16 protein-coding genes are annotated in these 16,216 nt (G+C 69.3%); 5 read left to right on the forward strand and 11 right to left on the reverse strand.

The genetic code is table 11. The features are described 5' to 3' along the window. Positions 1 to 15 precede the first annotated feature (15 nt). Positions 16 to 1,452 carry a DHHA1 domain-containing protein gene (locus ACQUSM_RS07770; protein WP_435117419.1) on the forward strand — a complete coding sequence of 479 codons (1,437 nt, stop codon included), beginning with the start codon at positions 16 to 18 and terminating at the stop codon, positions 1,450 to 1,452. Here the strand turns inward: ACQUSM_RS07770 and ACQUSM_RS07775 are convergent. After that, positions 1,449 to 2,060 (reverse strand): HalX domain-containing protein, encoded by a 612-nt coding sequence (locus ACQUSM_RS07775; RefSeq protein WP_435117421.1) that lies wholly within the window; start codon positions 2,058 to 2,060, stop codon positions 1,449 to 1,451. The two genes, ACQUSM_RS07770 and ACQUSM_RS07775, sit on opposite strands and share 4 nt — an antisense overlap. Positions 2,061 to 2,193: 133 nt before the next feature. On the opposite strand from ACQUSM_RS07775, the gene ACQUSM_RS07780 reads away from it, so the two are divergent. Next, complete coding sequence (locus ACQUSM_RS07780) at positions 2,194 to 2,922, forward strand: RAD55 family ATPase (RefSeq protein ID WP_435117423.1); 729 nt, start codon at positions 2,194 to 2,196, stop codon at positions 2,920 to 2,922. On the opposite strand, the gene ACQUSM_RS07785 is transcribed toward ACQUSM_RS07780, so the two are convergent. The 5 genes from ACQUSM_RS07785 to ACQUSM_RS07805 form a co-directional block, all read right to left on the reverse strand. Beyond that, positions 2,919 to 3,254, reverse strand: a complete 336-nt coding sequence (locus ACQUSM_RS07785) for an ArsR/SmtB family transcription factor (protein ID WP_435117425.1) — start codon at positions 3,252 to 3,254, stop codon at positions 2,919 to 2,921. The genes ACQUSM_RS07780 and ACQUSM_RS07785 overlap by 4 nt on opposite strands. A gap of 125 nt (positions 3,255 to 3,379) precedes the next feature. Then, a complete protein-coding gene (locus tag ACQUSM_RS07790; protein WP_435117427.1) occupies positions 3,380 to 3,799 on the reverse strand; it encodes an iron-sulfur cluster assembly scaffold protein in 420 nt (139 codons plus the stop codon). Positions 3,800 to 4,267: 468 nt separating this feature from the next. Next, positions 4,268 to 5,542, reverse strand: a complete 1,275-nt coding sequence (locus ACQUSM_RS07795; protein WP_435117429.1) for an aminotransferase class V-fold PLP-dependent enzyme — start codon at positions 5,540 to 5,542, stop codon at positions 4,268 to 4,270. Between the two features lie 266 nt (positions 5,543 to 5,808). Then, the gene (locus ACQUSM_RS07800; RefSeq protein ID WP_435117431.1) at positions 5,809 to 6,108 is read right to left on the reverse strand and encodes a DUF424 domain-containing protein; all 300 of its coding nucleotides are present in this window, start codon (positions 6,106 to 6,108) and stop codon (positions 5,809 to 5,811) included. Beyond that, positions 6,108 to 6,851 (reverse strand): tetratricopeptide repeat protein, encoded by a 744-nt coding sequence (locus ACQUSM_RS07805; RefSeq protein WP_435117433.1) that lies wholly within the window; start codon positions 6,849 to 6,851, stop codon positions 6,108 to 6,110. The genes ACQUSM_RS07800 and ACQUSM_RS07805 overlap by 1 nt, the downstream gene beginning before the upstream one ends. 83 nt (positions 6,852 to 6,934) lie before the next feature. Here ACQUSM_RS07805 and thpR point away from each other — a divergent pair, with 83 nt between their 5' ends. Together thpR and ACQUSM_RS07815 are read left to right on the forward strand one after the other, a co-directional pair. Continuing rightward, positions 6,935 to 7,510 carry an RNA 2',3'-cyclic phosphodiesterase gene (gene thpR / locus ACQUSM_RS07810; protein ID WP_435117435.1) on the forward strand — a complete coding sequence of 192 codons (576 nt, stop codon included), beginning with the start codon at positions 6,935 to 6,937 and terminating at the stop codon, positions 7,508 to 7,510. A gap of 74 nt (positions 7,511 to 7,584) precedes the next feature. Continuing rightward, positions 7,585 to 7,863, forward strand: a complete 279-nt coding sequence (locus tag ACQUSM_RS07815; RefSeq protein ID WP_435117437.1) for a hypothetical protein — start codon at positions 7,585 to 7,587, stop codon at positions 7,861 to 7,863. 11 nt (positions 7,864 to 7,874) lie between these two features. Here ACQUSM_RS07815 and ACQUSM_RS07820 read toward each other — a convergent pair whose 3' ends face one another. Further along, positions 7,875 to 8,633: an NRDE family protein gene (locus ACQUSM_RS07820; protein ID WP_435117439.1), complete on the reverse strand. Its 759-nt coding sequence runs from the start codon at positions 8,631 to 8,633 to the stop codon at positions 7,875 to 7,877. A gap of 55 nt (positions 8,634 to 8,688) precedes the next feature. Here ACQUSM_RS07820 and coaBC point away from each other — a divergent pair, with 55 nt between their 5' ends. Further along, entirely contained in the window at positions 8,689 to 9,852 is a 1,164-nt protein-coding gene (gene coaBC / locus ACQUSM_RS07825; protein WP_435117441.1) for a bifunctional phosphopantothenoylcysteine decarboxylase/phosphopantothenate--cysteine ligase CoaBC, read from the forward strand. Between the two features lie 38 nt (positions 9,853 to 9,890). On the opposite strand, the gene mutL is transcribed toward coaBC, so the two are convergent. The 4 genes from mutL to ACQUSM_RS07845 form a co-directional block, all read right to left on the reverse strand. Then, positions 9,891 to 12,170, reverse strand: coding sequence for a DNA mismatch repair endonuclease MutL (mutL, locus tag ACQUSM_RS07830; protein WP_435117443.1), 2,280 nt, complete (start codon positions 12,168 to 12,170; stop codon positions 9,891 to 9,893). Between the two features lie 2 nt (positions 12,171 to 12,172). Then, a complete protein-coding gene (locus ACQUSM_RS07835) occupies positions 12,173 to 12,559 on the reverse strand; it encodes an NUDIX domain-containing protein (RefSeq protein ID WP_435117445.1) in 387 nt (128 codons plus the stop codon). A gap of 73 nt (positions 12,560 to 12,632) precedes the next feature. After that, positions 12,633 to 15,308 carry a DNA mismatch repair protein MutS gene (gene mutS, locus ACQUSM_RS07840; protein WP_435117447.1) on the reverse strand — a complete coding sequence of 892 codons (2,676 nt, stop codon included), beginning with the start codon at positions 15,306 to 15,308 and terminating at the stop codon, positions 12,633 to 12,635. Between the two features lie 226 nt (positions 15,309 to 15,534). Continuing rightward, entirely contained in the window at positions 15,535 to 16,185 is a 651-nt protein-coding gene (locus ACQUSM_RS07845; protein WP_435117449.1) for a DsbA family oxidoreductase, read from the reverse strand. Positions 16,186 to 16,216 lie beyond the last annotated feature (31 nt).

Here is a 16,216-nt window from a genome sequence, read left to right on the forward strand (position 1 = left end):
ACTCCCACCAGAGCGATGAGCGATCCCGTCCCCGCGATGGCCGAGCGTGCGGCCGCCTGCGCCGACCGCCTGCTGGCCGCCGACTCCGTCGTGCTGGCCTCCCACATCGACGCCGATGGGCTCACCAGCGGCGCGATCGCCGCGACCGCGCTGGATCGGGCCGGGATCCCCTTCGAGACGACCTTCGAGAAGCAGTTAGACGCCGCCGCGATCGAGCGGATCGCCGCGACCGACCACGACGTCGCGCTGTTCACCGACTTCGGCAGCGGCCAACTAGACGACATCGTCCCCCACCAGCAGGCCGGGGAGTTCGACGCCGTCGTCGCGGACCACCACCAGCCGGCGACCGGCGAGGAGGGTGAAGAGCCGCCCGAGATCGACCACCACCTCAACCCACTCCTGTTCGACATCGACGGCGCGTCGGAGCTGTCGGGCGCCGGCGCGACGTACGTGCTCGCCCGGGCGATGGAGCCCGAGAGCGTCGACAACCGCGACCTCGCAGCGTTGGCCGTGGTCGGCGCGGTCGGCGACATGCAGGACACTGACGGCGGCTTGGTCGGTGCGAACGAGGGGATCGTCGTCGAGGGCGTCGAGGCCGGCGCGATCGAGGAGGTGACGGACATCTCGCTGTACGGGCGGCAGACGCGCCCGCTGCCCAAACTGCTCGAGTACGCCAGCGAACTCCGGATCCCGGGCATCTCGGGCGACGAGGAGGGGTCGATCCGGTTCCTCTCGGGGCTGGACGTGGACCTGAAAGTCGACGGCGACTGGCGGCGCTGGGTGGATCTCTCCTTCGAGGAGCGACAGACCGTCGCGAGCGCGCTGATGCGTCACGCCATCTCCCGCGGCGTGCCGCCCGAGCGCGTCAACGGTGTCACGACGACGACGTACACGCTCGCCGACGAGGAGGTTGGCACCGAGCTTCGGGACGTGAGCGAGTTCTCGACGGTGCTGAACGCCACCGCGCGATACGAGCGCGCGGACGTGGGGCTGGCGGTCTGTCTGGGCTACCGCGACGAGGCGCTGGACGAGGCCCGCCGGCTCCTCCGGACCCACCGCCGGAACCTCTCGGAGGGGCTGGAGTGGGTGAAAACCGAGGGCGTCGAACACGAGGACCATCTCCAGTGGTTCGACGCCGGCAGCCACATCCGCGAGACGATCGTCGGCATCATCGCCGGGATGGCGCTGGGCGCGGAGGGAATCCGCCGGGATCAGCCGATCGTCGCGTTCGCCCAAGAGAACGACGAGGAGCTGAAAGTGTCCGCCCGGGGCAGCGGCTTCCTCGTCCGGGACGGGCTGGATCTCTCGGTCGTGATGTCAGAAGCGGCGGCCGCGGTCGGGGGCGGCGGCGGTGGTCACGACGTGGCTGCGGGGGCGACTATCCCCCGGGAGAAGCGGGACGCGTTCCTCGCGGAAGCGGACCGAATCGTCGGCGAGCAGCTCGGCGACTAGGCGCCGATGTCCTCGAACAGCTGTCGGTAGTCCTCGGTGTCGAGCTGGTCGGTGATCCGGTCGAGCTCGTCGTCGAGTTCGGCGAGCTCGGCGGTCAGCTGCTGGTACTGGTCGTTACGTTCGAGCGCCTCGTGGGGTTTCTCGGCTTCGAGCGTCGCGCGCTTGGAGGCGAGCGACGCGGTGCGCTGGAGCCGATCGTCGTACTGGCTCCGGGTCTCGAGGCGCTCGACGGCGTCGAGCAGGTCGCTCTGGGAGAGCGGCTTGAGCACGTAGAGATCGAACCCCATCTCCACGATGTCGAAGTCGGGCTCGACGGCGGTCACCATCCCGACCCGAACGTCGATCTCACGGTCGCGGATCTCCGCGAGCAGGTCCTCGCCGTGGCCGTCGGGGAGCCGGCGATCGAGCAATGCGATGTCGTACCGCTCGTCGATCATCGACGACGCGGCGTCGATGCTGTTCGCGACGTCGACGTCGTACCCCGCGGCCCCGACGGTGCTAGAGTAGAGCTCCGCCACGTCCCGTTCGTCCTCGACGATCAACACCCGCACGTCGGCCGCGTCGTCGGATCCATCCCGCGCCCCTGCGTCGGTGCCCGCCTCGCTCATGGTCCTACCCCTTCGGCCGCTTTGAGTTAACTTTACCGTCGTGCGATCGTCGGTCGGTGCCGCGGGTTCGCGACGCCCTCGGCCGGCGACCCGGTGGGCTTAATTCCCCCGGCACCGCTATCACACCGTACTCATGGTCGACGTGACCGAGACCGGCGTCGACGGTCTCGACTCTATTCTCAACGGCGGTATCGTCGAGAACTCGACGGTCCTGGTCAGCGGCAACCCCGGCACGGGCAAGAGCATCTTCGGCATCCAGTACCTCCACACCGGGGTGAAAGAGTTCGACGAGAAGGGGATCTACATCTCCTTCGAGGAGAACGCCGAGGACATCAGACAGGCCGCGGAGTCTGTCGGGTTCGAGGACTGGGGCGAGATGGTCGAGCGCGGCGACATCAAGGTGTACGACAAGTCGACGATGCTCCGGGAGGAGGACTTCAACACCGCGATCGACCGCCTGCTGCAGGACTTCGCGGGCACCACGTACGACCGGCTGGTGCTCGACTCGCTGACGATGTTCAGCCTCTTCTTCGACGACGAGAAGGAGAACCGCACGTACCTGCTGAAGTTCTCGGACATCCTCAAGAAGAACGGGCTCACCTCGCTTTTGATCAACGAGCAGGGCGCGGTGTTCCCCGAGACCGAGATCGGGCTGGAGAACTTCCTCACCGACGGTAACATCTACTTCATCCAGACGCCGACGGACAACGGCGTGAACCGCTACGTCTGGGTCGCGAAGATGCGCAAACAGGACATCAACACCGACATCTTCCCGATGGAGATCGGCGAGGGCGGCATCACCGTCTACGAGCGAGCGGGCGGCTTCTCGATGATGGGCAGCGAGGAGCGGCCGCAGTTCTAGCTCTGGGACATCCGCCGCCAGACTTCGTCGAGCTTGTTGGTCACGTCCGAGCGCTGTTCGAGTTCGACGCTCAGCCCGTCCCGGAAGTCGATCGACACCTCGTCGACGCAGCGACGGTACACCTTGATTCGCCGGTGCTCCTCCGAGAGCGGCCGGTCGTGGAGTTCGAGCAGGTTCGCCTCCGTCAGCTCCTCGATCCGGCGGTAGCAGGTCGCGATCGGCACGTCGAGCTGGTCGGAGAGCTCCTGTGCGGACTTGGGCTCGTCCGCCGCTTCGAGGATCTCCGGGTTGTACTTGTTCCCGAGCACCTCGATGATCTCGTCCGAGGCCATTCGTTATCGGGAATGAGACGGCCTTTCAAAAACGTACCGCCATTCTCGACGGGAATCGGCCCCCCGTTCGGCGGTTTTGAGAAGTTCTGATTCTGTCATTTTCCGGTATCAGTTCCGATAACCGACTACTCTTCGGTGATCGTGCGGTCTTTCTCCTCGATCTCGCCGCGGTAGAGCTTCGCGCCGTCCTGGGCGACCTGCCGGGCGAGCACGGCGCACTTGATCCGCATCGGCGAGATGTCGACGCCGAGGAGGTCGACGATGTCGTCGGTGTCCATCTCGTAGAGCTCCTCGATGCTCGTGCCGGGCAGTTCCTGGGTCAGAAGCGACGCCGCGGCTTGGGAGATCGCACAGCCGTCGCCGCTGAAGGAGACCTCCTCGATCGTCTCGTCGTCGTCGGCCAGCTTCACGTCGACCTGGATGGTGTCCCCACACGAGGGGTTCTCCCCGACGTGGGAGAAGTCGGGGTCGGCCATCTCCCCGTAGTTGCGGGGGTTCTTGTAGTGGTCGAGGATCTGCTGGCGGTACATGTCCGAGCCACTCATGGCTCGAAACAGACGGTTTCCGGGGAAAAGGGTTCCGGGGTATTGGGTCGATGAGTGGGGGAGAGTTTCGTCGGTCGGCGTCGATTCCGGACTACTGTTTTGGCTGTCTCTGTCGGTGTCAGCAACACCGTGAAAGCCCCTGCCGGCTCGGCTCCCGGGACTCGCTGTGCGCGCTCACTTCGCTCGCGTGCTTACTTCGTCACCAGAAATCTCCGATTTCTGGTTGGCAGACGAGAGCTTCGCTCTCGTCAACGTCCGGGTTCGCCGAGCCGGCAGCCCCTTTCAGTCCCACCCGACCGTACAGCCCACACGCCTCCCCAACCGACTCGCTCCCTACGGTCACTCGTTCGTCCTCCGAGAGAGCAAGCTCTCTCGTGCCCTCGCTCGCGTTGCTCGCGAGGACCTCGCGCCCGTCGCGCGACGGAGCGCGCTCCGCATTCGCGCCACCGCCGCCAGTACCAACGTCGTCTACGCGAACAGCTGGCGCGCGGTGTCGACGGCGTCGATCAGTTCGTCGATCTCCTCCTTTCGGTTGTAGAGGTAGAACGAGGCACGCGTCGAGGCGGGGACGCCGAGCACGTCGTGTAGCGGCTGGGTACAGTGGTCGCCCGCGCGGACGGCGACGCCGTGATCGTCGAGGATCGAGGAGAGGTCGTGGGCGTGGACGCCGTCGAGGTTGAAGCCGACGAGGCCGCCCCGTTCCTCGCGCGGTCCGTAGATCTCGATGTCGTCGAACTGGCTCAGCCGGTCGTAGGCGTAGCCCGCGAGTTCGGACTCGTGGCGCTCGATGGCGTCCATCCCCACGTCTTCGAGGTAGTCGATCGCCGCGGTCAAGCCGACGGCCTCGGCGATCGGCGGCGTGCCGGCCTCGAACTTCCAGGGGAGGTCCTCCCACGTCGAGTTCTCGAACTCCACGCGGCGGATCATCGCGCCGCCGACGAGGAACGGCGGCAGCTCTTCGAGCAGGCGCTCCTTGCCGTACAGCACGCCGATCCCCGTCGGGCCGAGCATCTTGTGGCCCGAGAACGCGTAGAAGTCGGCGTCGATCGCGCCCACGTCGACCGGGCGCGTGGGGACGGCCTGCGCGCCGTCGATAAAGGAGAGCGCGCCGTGCTCGTGGGCGATGTCGGTGATCTCGGAGACGGGGTTGATCGTCCCGAGCGTGTTCGAGACGTGGACCGTGCTGACCATCGCGGTGTCGTCGTCGACCTTCGCGCGCAGGTCGTCCATGTCCAGCCGGCCGTCGTCGTCGATCTCGACGTAGCGGATCTCCGCGCCCTGTTTCTCACAGAGCTGTTGCCACGTGACGAGGGAGGCGTGGTGCTCCATCTGCGTGGTGACGACGTTCTCGCCGGGTTCGAGTTCGGTCAGCCCCCACGTGTAGGCGACGAGGTTGAACGCCTCGGTCGTGTTCTTGGTGAACACGATCTCCTCGCGGCCGTCGGCGCCGACGAACTCGGCCGCGCGGTCGTGGGCCTGCTCGTAGGCCACGGAGGCCTCCTGACTCAGGCTGTGGATGCCGCGGTGGACGTTGGAGTTGTACTCGTAGTAGAACTCCGTCATCGCCTCGACGACCTGCTTCGGCGTGTGGCTGGTCGCGGCGTTGTCGAGGTAGTACAGCGGCGTGTCGTCGTCCTCGTCGGGGCCGGGAACGGTCACGTCGCCGCCGACTTTCCGGTCGAGGATGGGGAAGTCCTCGCGGATGGCGTCGACGTCGAGCGCCGGCGAGTCGTGGGTAGCCATTACGTGATACGTGGTGCTGGAGGACCAACACCCCTTCGGTAGCGGGACCGGGAAACGTCGCGAGCGAAGCGAGCGACGGTAAACGGTCCCGAAGCGAGCGGGGAGTGAAACGACCCGCGAGCCGCGGTCGTGGAACGGAAACCCCGCGAGCGAAGCGAGCGACGGTAAACGGTCCCGAAGCGAGCGAAGCGAGCGACGGTAAACGGTCCCGAAGCGAGCGACGGCAAACGGTCCCGAAACGTGAGCGTCCCCGAGAAACTGTTCGCTCAGATCTGTAACAACTGCGCGTGCCGGGTCTCCCCGACCTCCAGCACCGTCGCCTCGTCGATGAGGCCGGCCTCGACGGCGACGCCGACCGACTCCTCGCCGACGAGGTTCGCGACCGAGGCGCGGCGCAGGCCGTCGATCACGGCGTCGGCGTCGGCCTCGACGGCGTGCTCGCCGCCGTAGAACGACTCCTCGACCGTCAGCGAGATCTCCCCGTCCTCGAACGTCTCCCCGAGCAGATCGGGGTCACAGACGGAAACGAGCAGCCCGCGTTCGGTCTCGCGTTCGCGCAGCAGCATCAGAACTCTTCGACCATCTGCTGCTCGGCCTCCTCGCGCATCTCCTCGGCGCGCTGGCGGACCTCCTCGGCCTCCTCCTCGCGGCCCACTTCCTCGAGCGCGCGGACCTTCTCCTCGAGTACCTCCGCGTTGCTCATCCCGAGGCGCTGGGCGTTCTCGAAGCAGTCGACGGCGTCCTCGGCGAGCCCGCGTTCGAGCATGAAGAAGCCGCGGTTGTACCACGCCTGCGCGAAGCGCGGGTCGATCTCGACCGCGTTCTCGGCGTGGCGCAGCGCCTCCTCGCTCTGGCCGAACTCCCAGAGTGCGTAGGCGAGGTTCGTCTCGGCGGTGGCGGCGTGCTCGGAGTCGTCGTCGATGTCGATCGCCTCCTTGTACGCGCCGATGGCCTCGTCGTACTCCTCCAGTTCGGCGTGGGCGGCGCCCTTGTTCACCCAGGCCTCCTGCTCCTTGTGGGGGTCCTCGGCGTACTGCGCGGCGCGCTCGAACGTCTCGGTCGCCTCTTCGAAGCGGTTGATCTTCGTGTAGGAGACGCCCACGTCGATGAGCTGGTCGGTGTCGACCTCGTCTTTCGCGATGTTGCGCTCGTCGAGCAGGTCCGACAGCACCCGGGTGTCGACGGGGTCGACCTCGCCGGGATCGACTTTCAGTTCGGGCGGATCGATGTCGAACTCCTCGAACTCGTCGGGGAGTCCCTGACCCTCCGAGAACTGGTGGTCGCGGTCCTCACGGGGGTTATCACTCATTACCCGGAGTTCGCGGTCGTCGGGGGTAAGGGTTACGCGTCCAGCCCCAACGCTTAGTCGTCGCCGGGGCCTGCCTCCCCGGTATGCGCCTGTTCTTCGCGATCGACCTGCCCGACGACCTCCGGGAGCCGTTCGCCGCGATACAGGACGACCTCGCGGCCGCCGAAGGGCTCAGCTTCACCGACCCCGAGCAGGCTCACCTGACGATGAAGTTCCTCGGAGACGTGCCGACCGAGGACGAGGCCGACGACGAGCCCACCGTCGCCGACGCGAAAGTCGCCGGCGCGGCGGCGGTCGATGCGGCCGATCTCTCGCCGTTCGAGATGGAAGTGGGCGGCCTCGGCGCGTTCCCCTCCCCGGAGTACATCTCGGTGGTCTGGGCGGGCGTCCGCGACGGCGCCGCCGACCTCGAAGCGCTTGCCGCCGCACTCGAAACCGAGACCACCGACCGAGGGTTCGACGACGCGGACAACCCCTTCACGCCCCACGTCACACTCGCCCGCATGAACGACGCCCGCGGCAAGAATCTCGTGCAGGATCGCCTCCGGAACACCGACCCCACGGTCGGCCGCTTCACCGCCGAAGAGCTCCGGCTGAAGCGGTCGATCCTCGGCGACGACGGCGCGGAACACCGGACGATCGCTCGGTTCCCGCTCTGACTCTCCAGAACGGCCGTGCCATCTTCTGTCCTTCTGCACGCAACAGTTATCACCACTGACAGCGAAGTAGGGGTATGGAACTCAGCAACGTTCAGCAGTACGCGGGCGACCGCGGCGTCGACAGCGAGATGGCCGTCGACGAACTCCGACGGCGGTACGCCGCGCTCCGGGCCCGAGCGGCCGACAGCGAGGAGGCCGCCGCCGCGCGCCACCGGCTGGCCGAGCGGACGATCGATCTGACCGAGGAGTACTTCCCGGAGGAAGTCGCCGCACGACGCCGGCGAGTCGCCGCCGCGGGGTTCGCCGCCGGCCTCGTCGTCGGTGGTGCCGCGGGCGCGATGCTCCGCCGGTAGAACGAACTGACCTACGCCGAATCCACGTCGACCGCCGCGTCGACCGGTTCGAACGCCGTCTCACACGGCGGCCCGTCCGCGAACTCGAACCTGACTTTTCCATCGGTCCCGAGCGAGAGCAGCGACGCCGACACCGTTCCGTAGCCGTTCTGATGGACACAGACGCCGTAGTCGTGGTCGCCGAGCACGTCCGTCGCACGGGCCAGCCACGCGTCGCTCCCCTCGTCGGGCCCGGGGAGGAGCGCCGTCCGGACGGCCGCGGCGTCCTCGGCCTGCGCCTGCCCGCGTTCGGCGGCCGAGGCCGGGATCGCGGGGGCGTCGCTGGCGCCGACGTTGACGACGACGTGGACGCCGGGCTCCAGTTCGCGGACCAGCAGTCGGCCGTCCCACTCCAGCAGGTACGCCGCGTCGGCGTCGGCGAGTACGAGGTTGAATCCCGCGTACTCGTCGTCCTCGACGGCGTTCTCGACCATCTCGGCCGCGTCCTCGGCGGACCGCTCCCGGAGCGCGTCGCGCGTGAGCAGCCCCCGCGAGCGCTCGCCCGCGAGGTCGGCGTCGGTCCAGCGGTTCGTGATCCCGACGAACAGGCCGGATTCGTTGTACCCCAGCCACGTCCCGCCGGCTCTCGCGTCGCGGGGGGCGATCACGGTGGGATCCTCTTCGATCTGCGTGGGCGGCTCGGACGGCCGGTCACGTTGCTCGTCGCGGTTCGCGGCCACGGCCACGGGCGCGTCGTCGAACACCTGCCAAGCGAGCGTCAGCGTACACACGGTCCCGGGTAGGCGCGGGCGGTGTTTAAGCCCCCGGCGTCCCATCTCCCGAGGAATGCTCGAAGGCGCCAACGTCGCGCTCGGCGTGACCGGCAGCATCGCGGCGGTCAAAGTCGTCGAACTCGCCCACGAACTCCGGCGGCAGGGCGCCGACGTTCGGGGGGTCGTGACCGAGAGCGCGCAGGGGATCGTCCACCCGTGGGCGGTGGAGTTCGCGACCGGCCGCGAGCCGATCACCGAACTCACCGGGCAGGTCGAACACGTGGAGCTCTGCGGCCGCGACGGCTGGGCGGACGTGCTCCTGATCGCGCCCTGTACCGCCAACACCGTCGGGAAGATCGCCGCCGCGATCGACGACTCGCCGGTGACGACGACCGCGACGACCGCCCTCGGCGCCGACGTGCCGGTCGTGATCGCGCCCGCGATGCACGAACCGATGTACGACCACCCGGGCGTGCTCGACGCGATCGAGACCGTCGAGTCCTGGGGCGTCCAGTTCGTCGACCCGCGGATCGAGGAGGGGAAAGCCAAGATCGCGACCGAGGCGGCGATCGTCACGGAGGTCGCCCGCGCCACGACACCCGACTCCCTCGCCGGCCGGCACGTCGTCGTCACCGCCGGCGCGACCAGCGAACCGGTCGACCCGATCCGGACGCTCACCAACCGCGCGTCGGGGAAGACCGGCCGCGCGGTCGCGAAGGCCTGCTACGTCCGGGGTGCGGACGTGACGCTCGTCCACGACGGCGGCGACGTGCCCTACGCCGCGGTCCGGCAAGTCGAACGCGCGGCGGAGATGCGCGATGCCGTGCTGGAGACGCTCTCGGTCGGCGGGGACGCGCTGATCTCCGCGGCCGCTATCTCGGATTTCACCGTCGACGCCGCCGACGAGAAGATCAAGTCCGGCGAGGAGCGCACGCTGACGCTGACCCCGGCGCCGAAGCTGATCGACGACGTGCGGGACGCCCGTCCCGACCTCCCGATCGTCGGGTTCAAGGCCGAGACCGCCGGCGGGGACGAAGCACTGGTCGACGAAGCGAGGCGGATTCTGGACCGCGCCGGCCTCTCCTTCGTCGTCGCGAACGACGCGAGCGTGATGGGCGCCGACGAGACCCGGGCGCTGCTGGTGCGCGGCGAGGGGTACGCGGAGTTCACCGGCAGCAAGGCGGAGCTGGGGGCGTACGTGGCCGAGGAGTTGGCGGACGTACTGGGCGAACAGTAGCTACTCGCAATGGCGATCCCCACGCCCGACGCCGGCTCCTATCGCCGGCGTCCGCCGTGTCCGGGGTAGTCGCGCTCGAACCGCTCGCCGATCTCCTCGCCGGAGATCTCCACGATCACGGGGCGGCCGTGCGGGCAGGCGTACGGGTTCTCGCAGTCATCCAGCGCCGACAGCAGTTCGCTCACCGATCCCTCCGTCAGCGACGTGTTGCCCGTCACCGACGGGTAGCACGCCAGATCCGCGAGTAGCTCGTCGACGGCGTCGTCGACCGCCGCCTCGTCGTCGCCCGCGGCGACGAACGCCGAGAGGCTGTCCCGCAGAAGCTCGGGATCGAGCGTCGCGTCGAACACCGCGGGGACCGCGGTCACTTCCACGGTACGATCGTCGACCCGCTCGGCCTCGAACCCCATCTCTCCCAGCGCGTCGGCGTGGCTCGCGAACAGTTCGGCCTCGCGGGCGGTGAGTTCGAGCGTCACCGGCGCCGCCAACGCCTGACTCGCCATCCCGCCGTCGAACTCCCGCTGGAGGCGCTCGTAGTTCACGCGCTCGTCGGCGGCGTGCTGGTCGATCAGCACCAGCCCGTCGTCGGTCTCCGCGACGACGTAGGTGTCCTGTAGCTGCCCGAGTACGCGCAGCGTCGGCAGCGAGTCGAACTTCCCGCCGGCCTCGGCGGTCCCCCCGCCGAGCGCCTGCTGGGTCGCGGTAGCGAACGAACGACCGTCGTCCGTCGATCGGTCGGACGCCGTCCGGGACTGTTCAGCCGTTCCGGAGTCGGAGCGATCGCGTGAGGGGGCGGCCGTCTCCGGGGAGTCGGCGGCGTCCGGCGTGTCGTCACGGGCAGTTCGGTCCCGACTGCCGGGCCGCGAACGCGATCCCCCGGCCGACGCCGCGGAGTTCCCCGAGAGGTCGACCGACCAGTCGTCCGGCTCGTCGGTCGCCGAGTCGCCGGTCGTCGCTCCTTCGTCGGTGTCGGCCGTTCCCGACTCGTCCTGCCAGTCCTCGAGTTCGGTTTCGGCCGACTCGTTCGCGGTCGACTCGCCGTCCCGGACGCCGCCCGAGGGTGCCGTCGAGTTCGTCGACGACTCGGTTCCCGGTTTCCCGGTCGGTGTGTCACTGCCAGAAGGTCGATTCAGGCTGTCGTCGGCCGGCGTCCGACCGGACGAGCCTCGATCGCCGACGCCGCTCGCTGCCTCGTGGCGCGTGCCGGCGCCGCCGACCGCCTCGTCGTCGTCGGTGCCGGGCCGGACCGGCGTCTCGTCGGCCTGCGAGCGCCCGCGGGGCGCGGAGGTCCGGATCAGCCCCTCGGCCAGCAGCGCCTCCTCGACGGCCTCGCTCACCGCGTCGCGGACGCCCGCCTCGTCGTCGAAGCGGACCTCCAGCTTCCGCGGGTGGACGTTCACGTCGACCGTCGCGGGGTCGAGCTCGACGAACAGCACCGCGAAGGGGTAGCGGTCCGGCGCCAGCTGCCCGCCGTAGGCGTCGAGCACCGCCTCCCGGAGCGTCGAAGCGGTGACGTAGCGGTCGTTGACGAACGTCGAGAGGTACTCCCGGCCCGCGCGGGTGGTCTCGGGGTGGGAGACGAGCCCCTGCACGGAGTGGACGGGGGCGTCGTCGTCCTCTGCGGCCCACTCCACGTCGACCATCGACTCCGCCACCTCGCGGCCGTACACCGAGAGCACCGTCGAGCGGAGGTTCCCGGTGCCGTCGGTCGCGAACACCTCGCGGTCGTCGTGCTCCAGCGAGACGGCGACGCCGGGGTTTGCCAGCGCGTACTGCGTCGCGACGGTGTTGACGTGGTCGAACTCCGTGGCGTCGGTCTTGAGGAACTTCCGTCGGGCGGGGACGTTGTAGAACAGGTCCGCGACCTCGACGACGGTCCCCTCGGGGCAGCCCGCGGGCTCGGGCTCGCCGATCTCGCCGCCCTCGACGGTGAGTTCGTGGCCCATCCCGCCGCCGCGGGGCTTCGACCGGACCGTCGTCCGGGAGACCGCGCCGATCGCCGCGAGCGCCTCGCCGCGGAAGCCGAGCGTCCCAACGCCGGCTTCGAGGTCGGCGATGTCGCCGATCTTGGAGGTGTGGTGGTCCCGGACCGCGAGGTCGAGCTCCTCGGCGGTCATGCCGACGCCGTCGTCCCGGACGCGGATGCCGTCCTTCCCACCGCGATCGACCGCGATCGAGACGCGGTCGGCGTCGGCGTCGATGCTGTTTTCGACCAGTTCCTTGACGACGGACGCCGGGCGCTCGACCACCTCGCCGGCGGCGATGCGCTGGACCGTCTCGTCGTCGAGTGCGGTGATGGTCGGCGTCTCCTCGGCCATGGTCAGAACACCGCCCGCTCGATCGCGCGTTTCTGCGTGCTGTTCAGGTTCCGCTCGACGGCCTCCTCGGGAGCGAGCCACACCGCCCGGACGTGATCGCCCGCCAGCGTCACGCTCTCTGTCGGGCTGTGGGCGCGGTAGATCGTCGCGAACGCGCCGCCCTCGTCGATCTCCCAGGCGGTGCTCAGCACGGGCTCGCCCACGTCCGTGTCGAGCCCGGTTGCGTCGCGGATCGCGCGTTGCAGCCCCGGAACCGGCTGTTCGCCCACTCGGAGCTGCCCGCCGGGGAGCTCCCAGACGCCGTCCTCGTTCTCCAGCAACAGCAGGCGGCGCTCGGGCTCCGGGCCGAGCAGCACCGCCTTCTGGGTGACCGCGAACCGGCGGCTCACGGTCGATCCCCCGCGTCGACTCGCTGTGCGTGCATGGGGACACCAACAGGGCGCGCGATAAAGAACGATGCGCTCACTCCTCAAGCCGCGACTGCCACTCCTCGACGCGCTGCATCAGTTCGATCGGCGAGATCTCCGCGACGTTCGTCCCGTCGAGTTCGTGGAGCACGTCGGCGGCCGCGGGATCGACCGCCTCGCTCTCGGCGCCCCCGCCGCCGTCGCCGACGGCTTCCGGATTCGGCTCGGCGGTGTTCCCGGCGGCGCTCGCCCCGCCCGCGAAGCTGCCCGAACTCAGGTCGAAGACGGCCTGTTTCGTCTCGCCGTCGCCGCCCGAGCCGCGGGCCTCGATCGCCTTCTCCTCGCGCAGGCGGTCGAGCACGTCGCCCGCGCGGTCGACCACGGGGCCGGGCACGCCCGCGAGGTCCGCGACGTGGATCCCGTAGGAGCGATCCGTCGGGCCGTCCCGAACCGTGCGGAGGAACGTCACGTCGTTCTCCTCGCCCGGCTCGCCGTCGACCGCGACGTGGACGTTCGCGACCCCCTCCAGGTGGTCCGCGAGCGTCGTGAGTTCGTGGTAGTGCGTGGCGAACAGCGTCTTCGCCCGCACCTCGTTGTGGAGGTACTCCGTCGCGGCCCACGCGATCGAGATGCCGTCGTACGTCGCCGTTCCGCGGCCCACCTCGTCCAGTATGACGAGCGAGTCTTCCGTGGCCGAGTGGAGGATGTTCGACAGCTCCTGCATCTCGACCATGAACGTCGAGCGGCCCTGCGCGAGCTCGTCCAGCGCGCCGACGCGGGTGTAGATGCCGTCGACGAGGCCGACCTCGGCGGCGCGGGCGGGCACGAAACTGCCCGCCTGCGCGAGCAGGGTGATCAGCGCGGCCTGCCGCATGTAGGTGGACTTCCCGCTCATGTTCGGCCCCGTGACGATCAGGAACCGCCGGTCGCAGTCGAGGTGGAGGTCGTTCGGCACGAACTCGGTCGTCGTCTCGACGACGGGGTGGCGGCCGGCCTCGACGTGCAGCGCGTCGCCGTCGGTGAGTTCCGGCCGGGTCCAGTCGTTGCGCGCGGCGTGGTCCGCGAGCGAGGCCAGTGCGTCGACCTCCGCGATCGCGCGCCCGGCGTCCTGCAGGAGTTCGGCGTGGGCGGCGACGCGCTCGCGGAGTTCCTCGAACAGCTCGTACTCGAGGTCGCCGCGGGCCTCCTCGACGCGCATGATCTCCCGCTCTTTCTCCTCGAGTTCGTCGGTGACGAACCGCTTGGAGTTCTTGAGCGTCTTCACCTCGCGGTAGTGCTCGGGCACCTGATCGGCGACGCTCTTGCCGACCTGAATGTAGTAGCCGTCGGTCTTGTTCCGGTCGACGGTGACGTGTGAGAGCCCGTGCTGGCGTTTCTCGCGGTCGGCGAGCGTGTCGAGGAAGCGCTCCAGTTCCTCGTGGCGCTCGATCAGCTCGTCGAGCTCGTCGTCGTACCCCGCACGGAAGATGCCGCCCTGCGTGACGGTTTTCGGCGGATCGTCCCGGAGCGCCGCGTCGAGTTCGTCCCGGAGGTCGGCGGCCGCCTCTCGGTCCGGCTCGGCGAGCACGTCCGGCAGCGGCGAGTTCGCGAGCGGCGTGCCGTCGATCGCGTCCTCCAGCGCGGGCAGCACCGCGAGCGTGTTCTTCACCGCGAGCAGGTCGCCGGCGTCCGCGGAGCCGGAGGCGGCGCGCGACGCGAGCCGTTCGAGGTCGTACGCGTCGTCGAGGCAGTCACGCAGCGCTTCGCGGGCCAGCGCGGCGCTCGCGAGCGCCTCGACGGCGTCGTGGCGGCGCGCGAGCAGCTCCCGATCGCGGCGCGGGCGGGTGATCCACTCGCGGAGCAGTCGGCGCCCGGGCGAGGAGACGGTCGCGTCGATGGTGTCGAACAGCGACCCCTCGCTACCGCCCTGCATCGTCTCGACCAGTTCGAGGTTGCGCTGGGTGGTGGCGTCGAGGTCGAGGTGGTCGTCGGGCTGGTAGTGCTGGAGCCGGCTCATCGCCGCCGAGACGCCGAGGCCGGTGTCCTCGACGTACGCGAGGATCGCGCCCGCGGCCTGCACGGCTGGGGAGTCGTCGTCGAGGCCGATGCTCGAAAGCGTGGACTCGCCGAACCGCTCGCGGACGCGGTGGCGGGCGCGGCCGGGCCCGAACTCGTCGCTCGGGCGCAGCGTGTGGGTGGCGTCGAGGCGTTCCTGCAGGCGCGAGAGCAGGGGATCGTCGTTCCGCACGTCGGGGCCGGGCAGGAGCTCGGTGGGGGCGAAGCGGTACAGTTCGGCGCTCGCGGCGTCAGCGCCGTCGACGGCCGTGACGAGGAAGCGACCCGTGGTGATGTCGGCGAACGCGAGGCCGTACTCCTCGGTTCCGTCGACGACCGCCGCGAGGTACTGCGCGTCGTCGTCGGTGGTCTCCACGAGCGTGCCCGGCGACGCGAGCCGCGTGATCTCGCGGTACTTCGAGCCGTCCTCGGCGTCGAACTGGTCGGCGACGGCCACGCGGTAGCCCCGCTCGACCAGCGCGGTCAGGTAGGGGGTGAGCTCCGAGAGCGGCACGCCCGCCATCGGGTAGGAGGAGCCGTGAGAGGACTTCTGGGAGATCGTGAGGTCGAGCTCGTCGGCGACGGTCTCGGCGTCGTCGGCGAACAGCTCGTAGAAGTCGCCACACTGCATCATCAGCAGATCCGCGTCGGTCTCGGCCTTCAGAGAGAGGAACTCCTCGACGATTCCCTGCGACATGGGACGGTCTCGGCGTGTCGGGGGCTAAAGCCCTGCGGGTCGCTGGTGATCGTCGGCCGTTCGGAATAAACCCGCCGTGGGTGACCGGCCACGTCTGGCCGACCGCACGGCGATGCGCGCATCGCCGCGGTGCCATCCCGATAAGGCCCCTACCCCGAACCGGGACGGCATCGCGACATCCGAGCGAACGGAGTCGAAGTATAAGTGTTTCGTGGGAAGCGGGCGATCAGCCCTCGATCAGGCGCTCCAGCTGCTCGGGCGGCACCGCGCCGCGGGCGGCGTGGCCGTCGGCGGCGAACGTCGGCACGCCGGTGACGCCGCGGTCGCGAGCCTCCTGGAACTGCGCTTCGAGCCGGTCGGCCCACTCCTCGTCGGTCGCCGCCTCGCGGATCTCCTCGCTGTCGAGGTCGACCGAGTCGGCCACGTCGGCGATCACGTCGAGGTCGCCGATATCGCGGTGGTCGTCCCAGTACGCCGCGAACAGCGCGTCGTCGAAGGCGGCGAACTGCTCGGGGTGCTCCTCGCGGACGTAGAACGCGGCCTGCTGGGCGTTCCAGGAGTCGGTGTCGGGCACCGCGTCGATGTCGAGGGCCACGTCGTACTGCTCGCTCAGGCGGTCGACGTTCTCCCGGACCTGCTCGAAGTAGTCGTCGTCCTTCCCGTCGTCGACGTCCGTCTGGATCTCGCGGTTCTCGTCCCGTTTGTACCCCCGGAGGTCGAACGGGTGCCACTCCACCGCGAGCGGGGCGTCCCGACTCTCGCGGTACTGTGCCAGCGACGCGCGACCCAGATAGCAGAACGGACAGACGTAGTCGCTGAACACCACTACCTCGTCGGCCTCGGCGTCGGTGTCGACGACGCCGTCGGATTCGGACATACCGTTTCCAGACGCTGAACCGGGAAAAGCA

The organism is Halolamina sp. C58 (assembly GCF_051195095.1).
Taxonomy (GTDB): Archaea; Halobacteriota; Halobacteria; order Halobacteriales; family Haloferacaceae; genus Halolamina.

What these genes read in the sequence shown, in the direction of transcription:
- ACQUSM_RS07770 (WP_435117419.1), top strand. Translation starts at nt 16, where the DNA reads ATGAGCGATCCCGTCCCCGCGATGGCCGAGCGTGCGGCCGCCTGCGCC.
- ACQUSM_RS07775 (WP_435117421.1), bottom strand. Translation starts at nt 2,060, where the DNA reads ATGAGCGAGGCGGGCACCGACGCAGGGGCGCGGGATGGATCCGACGAC.
- ACQUSM_RS07780 (WP_435117423.1), top strand. Translation starts at nt 2,194, where the DNA reads ATGGTCGACGTGACCGAGACCGGCGTCGACGGTCTCGACTCTATTCTC.
- ACQUSM_RS07785 (WP_435117425.1), bottom strand. Translation starts at nt 3,254, where the DNA reads ATGGCCTCGGACGAGATCATCGAGGTGCTCGGGAACAAGTACAACCCG.
- ACQUSM_RS07790 (WP_435117427.1), bottom strand. Translation starts at nt 3,799, where the DNA reads ATGAGTGGCTCGGACATGTACCGCCAGCAGATCCTCGACCACTACAAG.
- ACQUSM_RS07795 (WP_435117429.1), bottom strand. Translation starts at nt 5,542, where the DNA reads ATGGCTACCCACGACTCGCCGGCGCTCGACGTCGACGCCATCCGCGAG.
- ACQUSM_RS07800 (WP_435117431.1), bottom strand. Translation starts at nt 6,108, where the DNA reads ATGCTGCTGCGCGAACGCGAGACCGAACGCGGGCTGCTCGTTTCCGTC.
- ACQUSM_RS07805 (WP_435117433.1), bottom strand. Translation starts at nt 6,851, where the DNA reads ATGAGTGATAACCCCCGTGAGGACCGCGACCACCAGTTCTCGGAGGGT.
- thpR (WP_435117435.1), top strand. Translation starts at nt 6,935, where the DNA reads ATGCGCCTGTTCTTCGCGATCGACCTGCCCGACGACCTCCGGGAGCCG.
- ACQUSM_RS07815 (WP_435117437.1), top strand. Translation starts at nt 7,585, where the DNA reads ATGGAACTCAGCAACGTTCAGCAGTACGCGGGCGACCGCGGCGTCGAC.
- coaBC (WP_435117441.1), top strand. Translation starts at nt 8,689, where the DNA reads ATGCTCGAAGGCGCCAACGTCGCGCTCGGCGTGACCGGCAGCATCGCG.
- mutL (WP_435117443.1), bottom strand. Translation starts at nt 12,170, where the DNA reads ATGGCCGAGGAGACGCCGACCATCACCGCACTCGACGACGAGACGGTC.
- mutS (WP_435117447.1), bottom strand. Translation starts at nt 15,308, where the DNA reads ATGTCGCAGGGAATCGTCGAGGAGTTCCTCTCTCTGAAGGCCGAGACC.
- ACQUSM_RS07845 (WP_435117449.1), bottom strand. Translation starts at nt 16,185, where the DNA reads ATGTCCGAATCCGACGGCGTCGTCGACACCGACGCCGAGGCCGACGAG.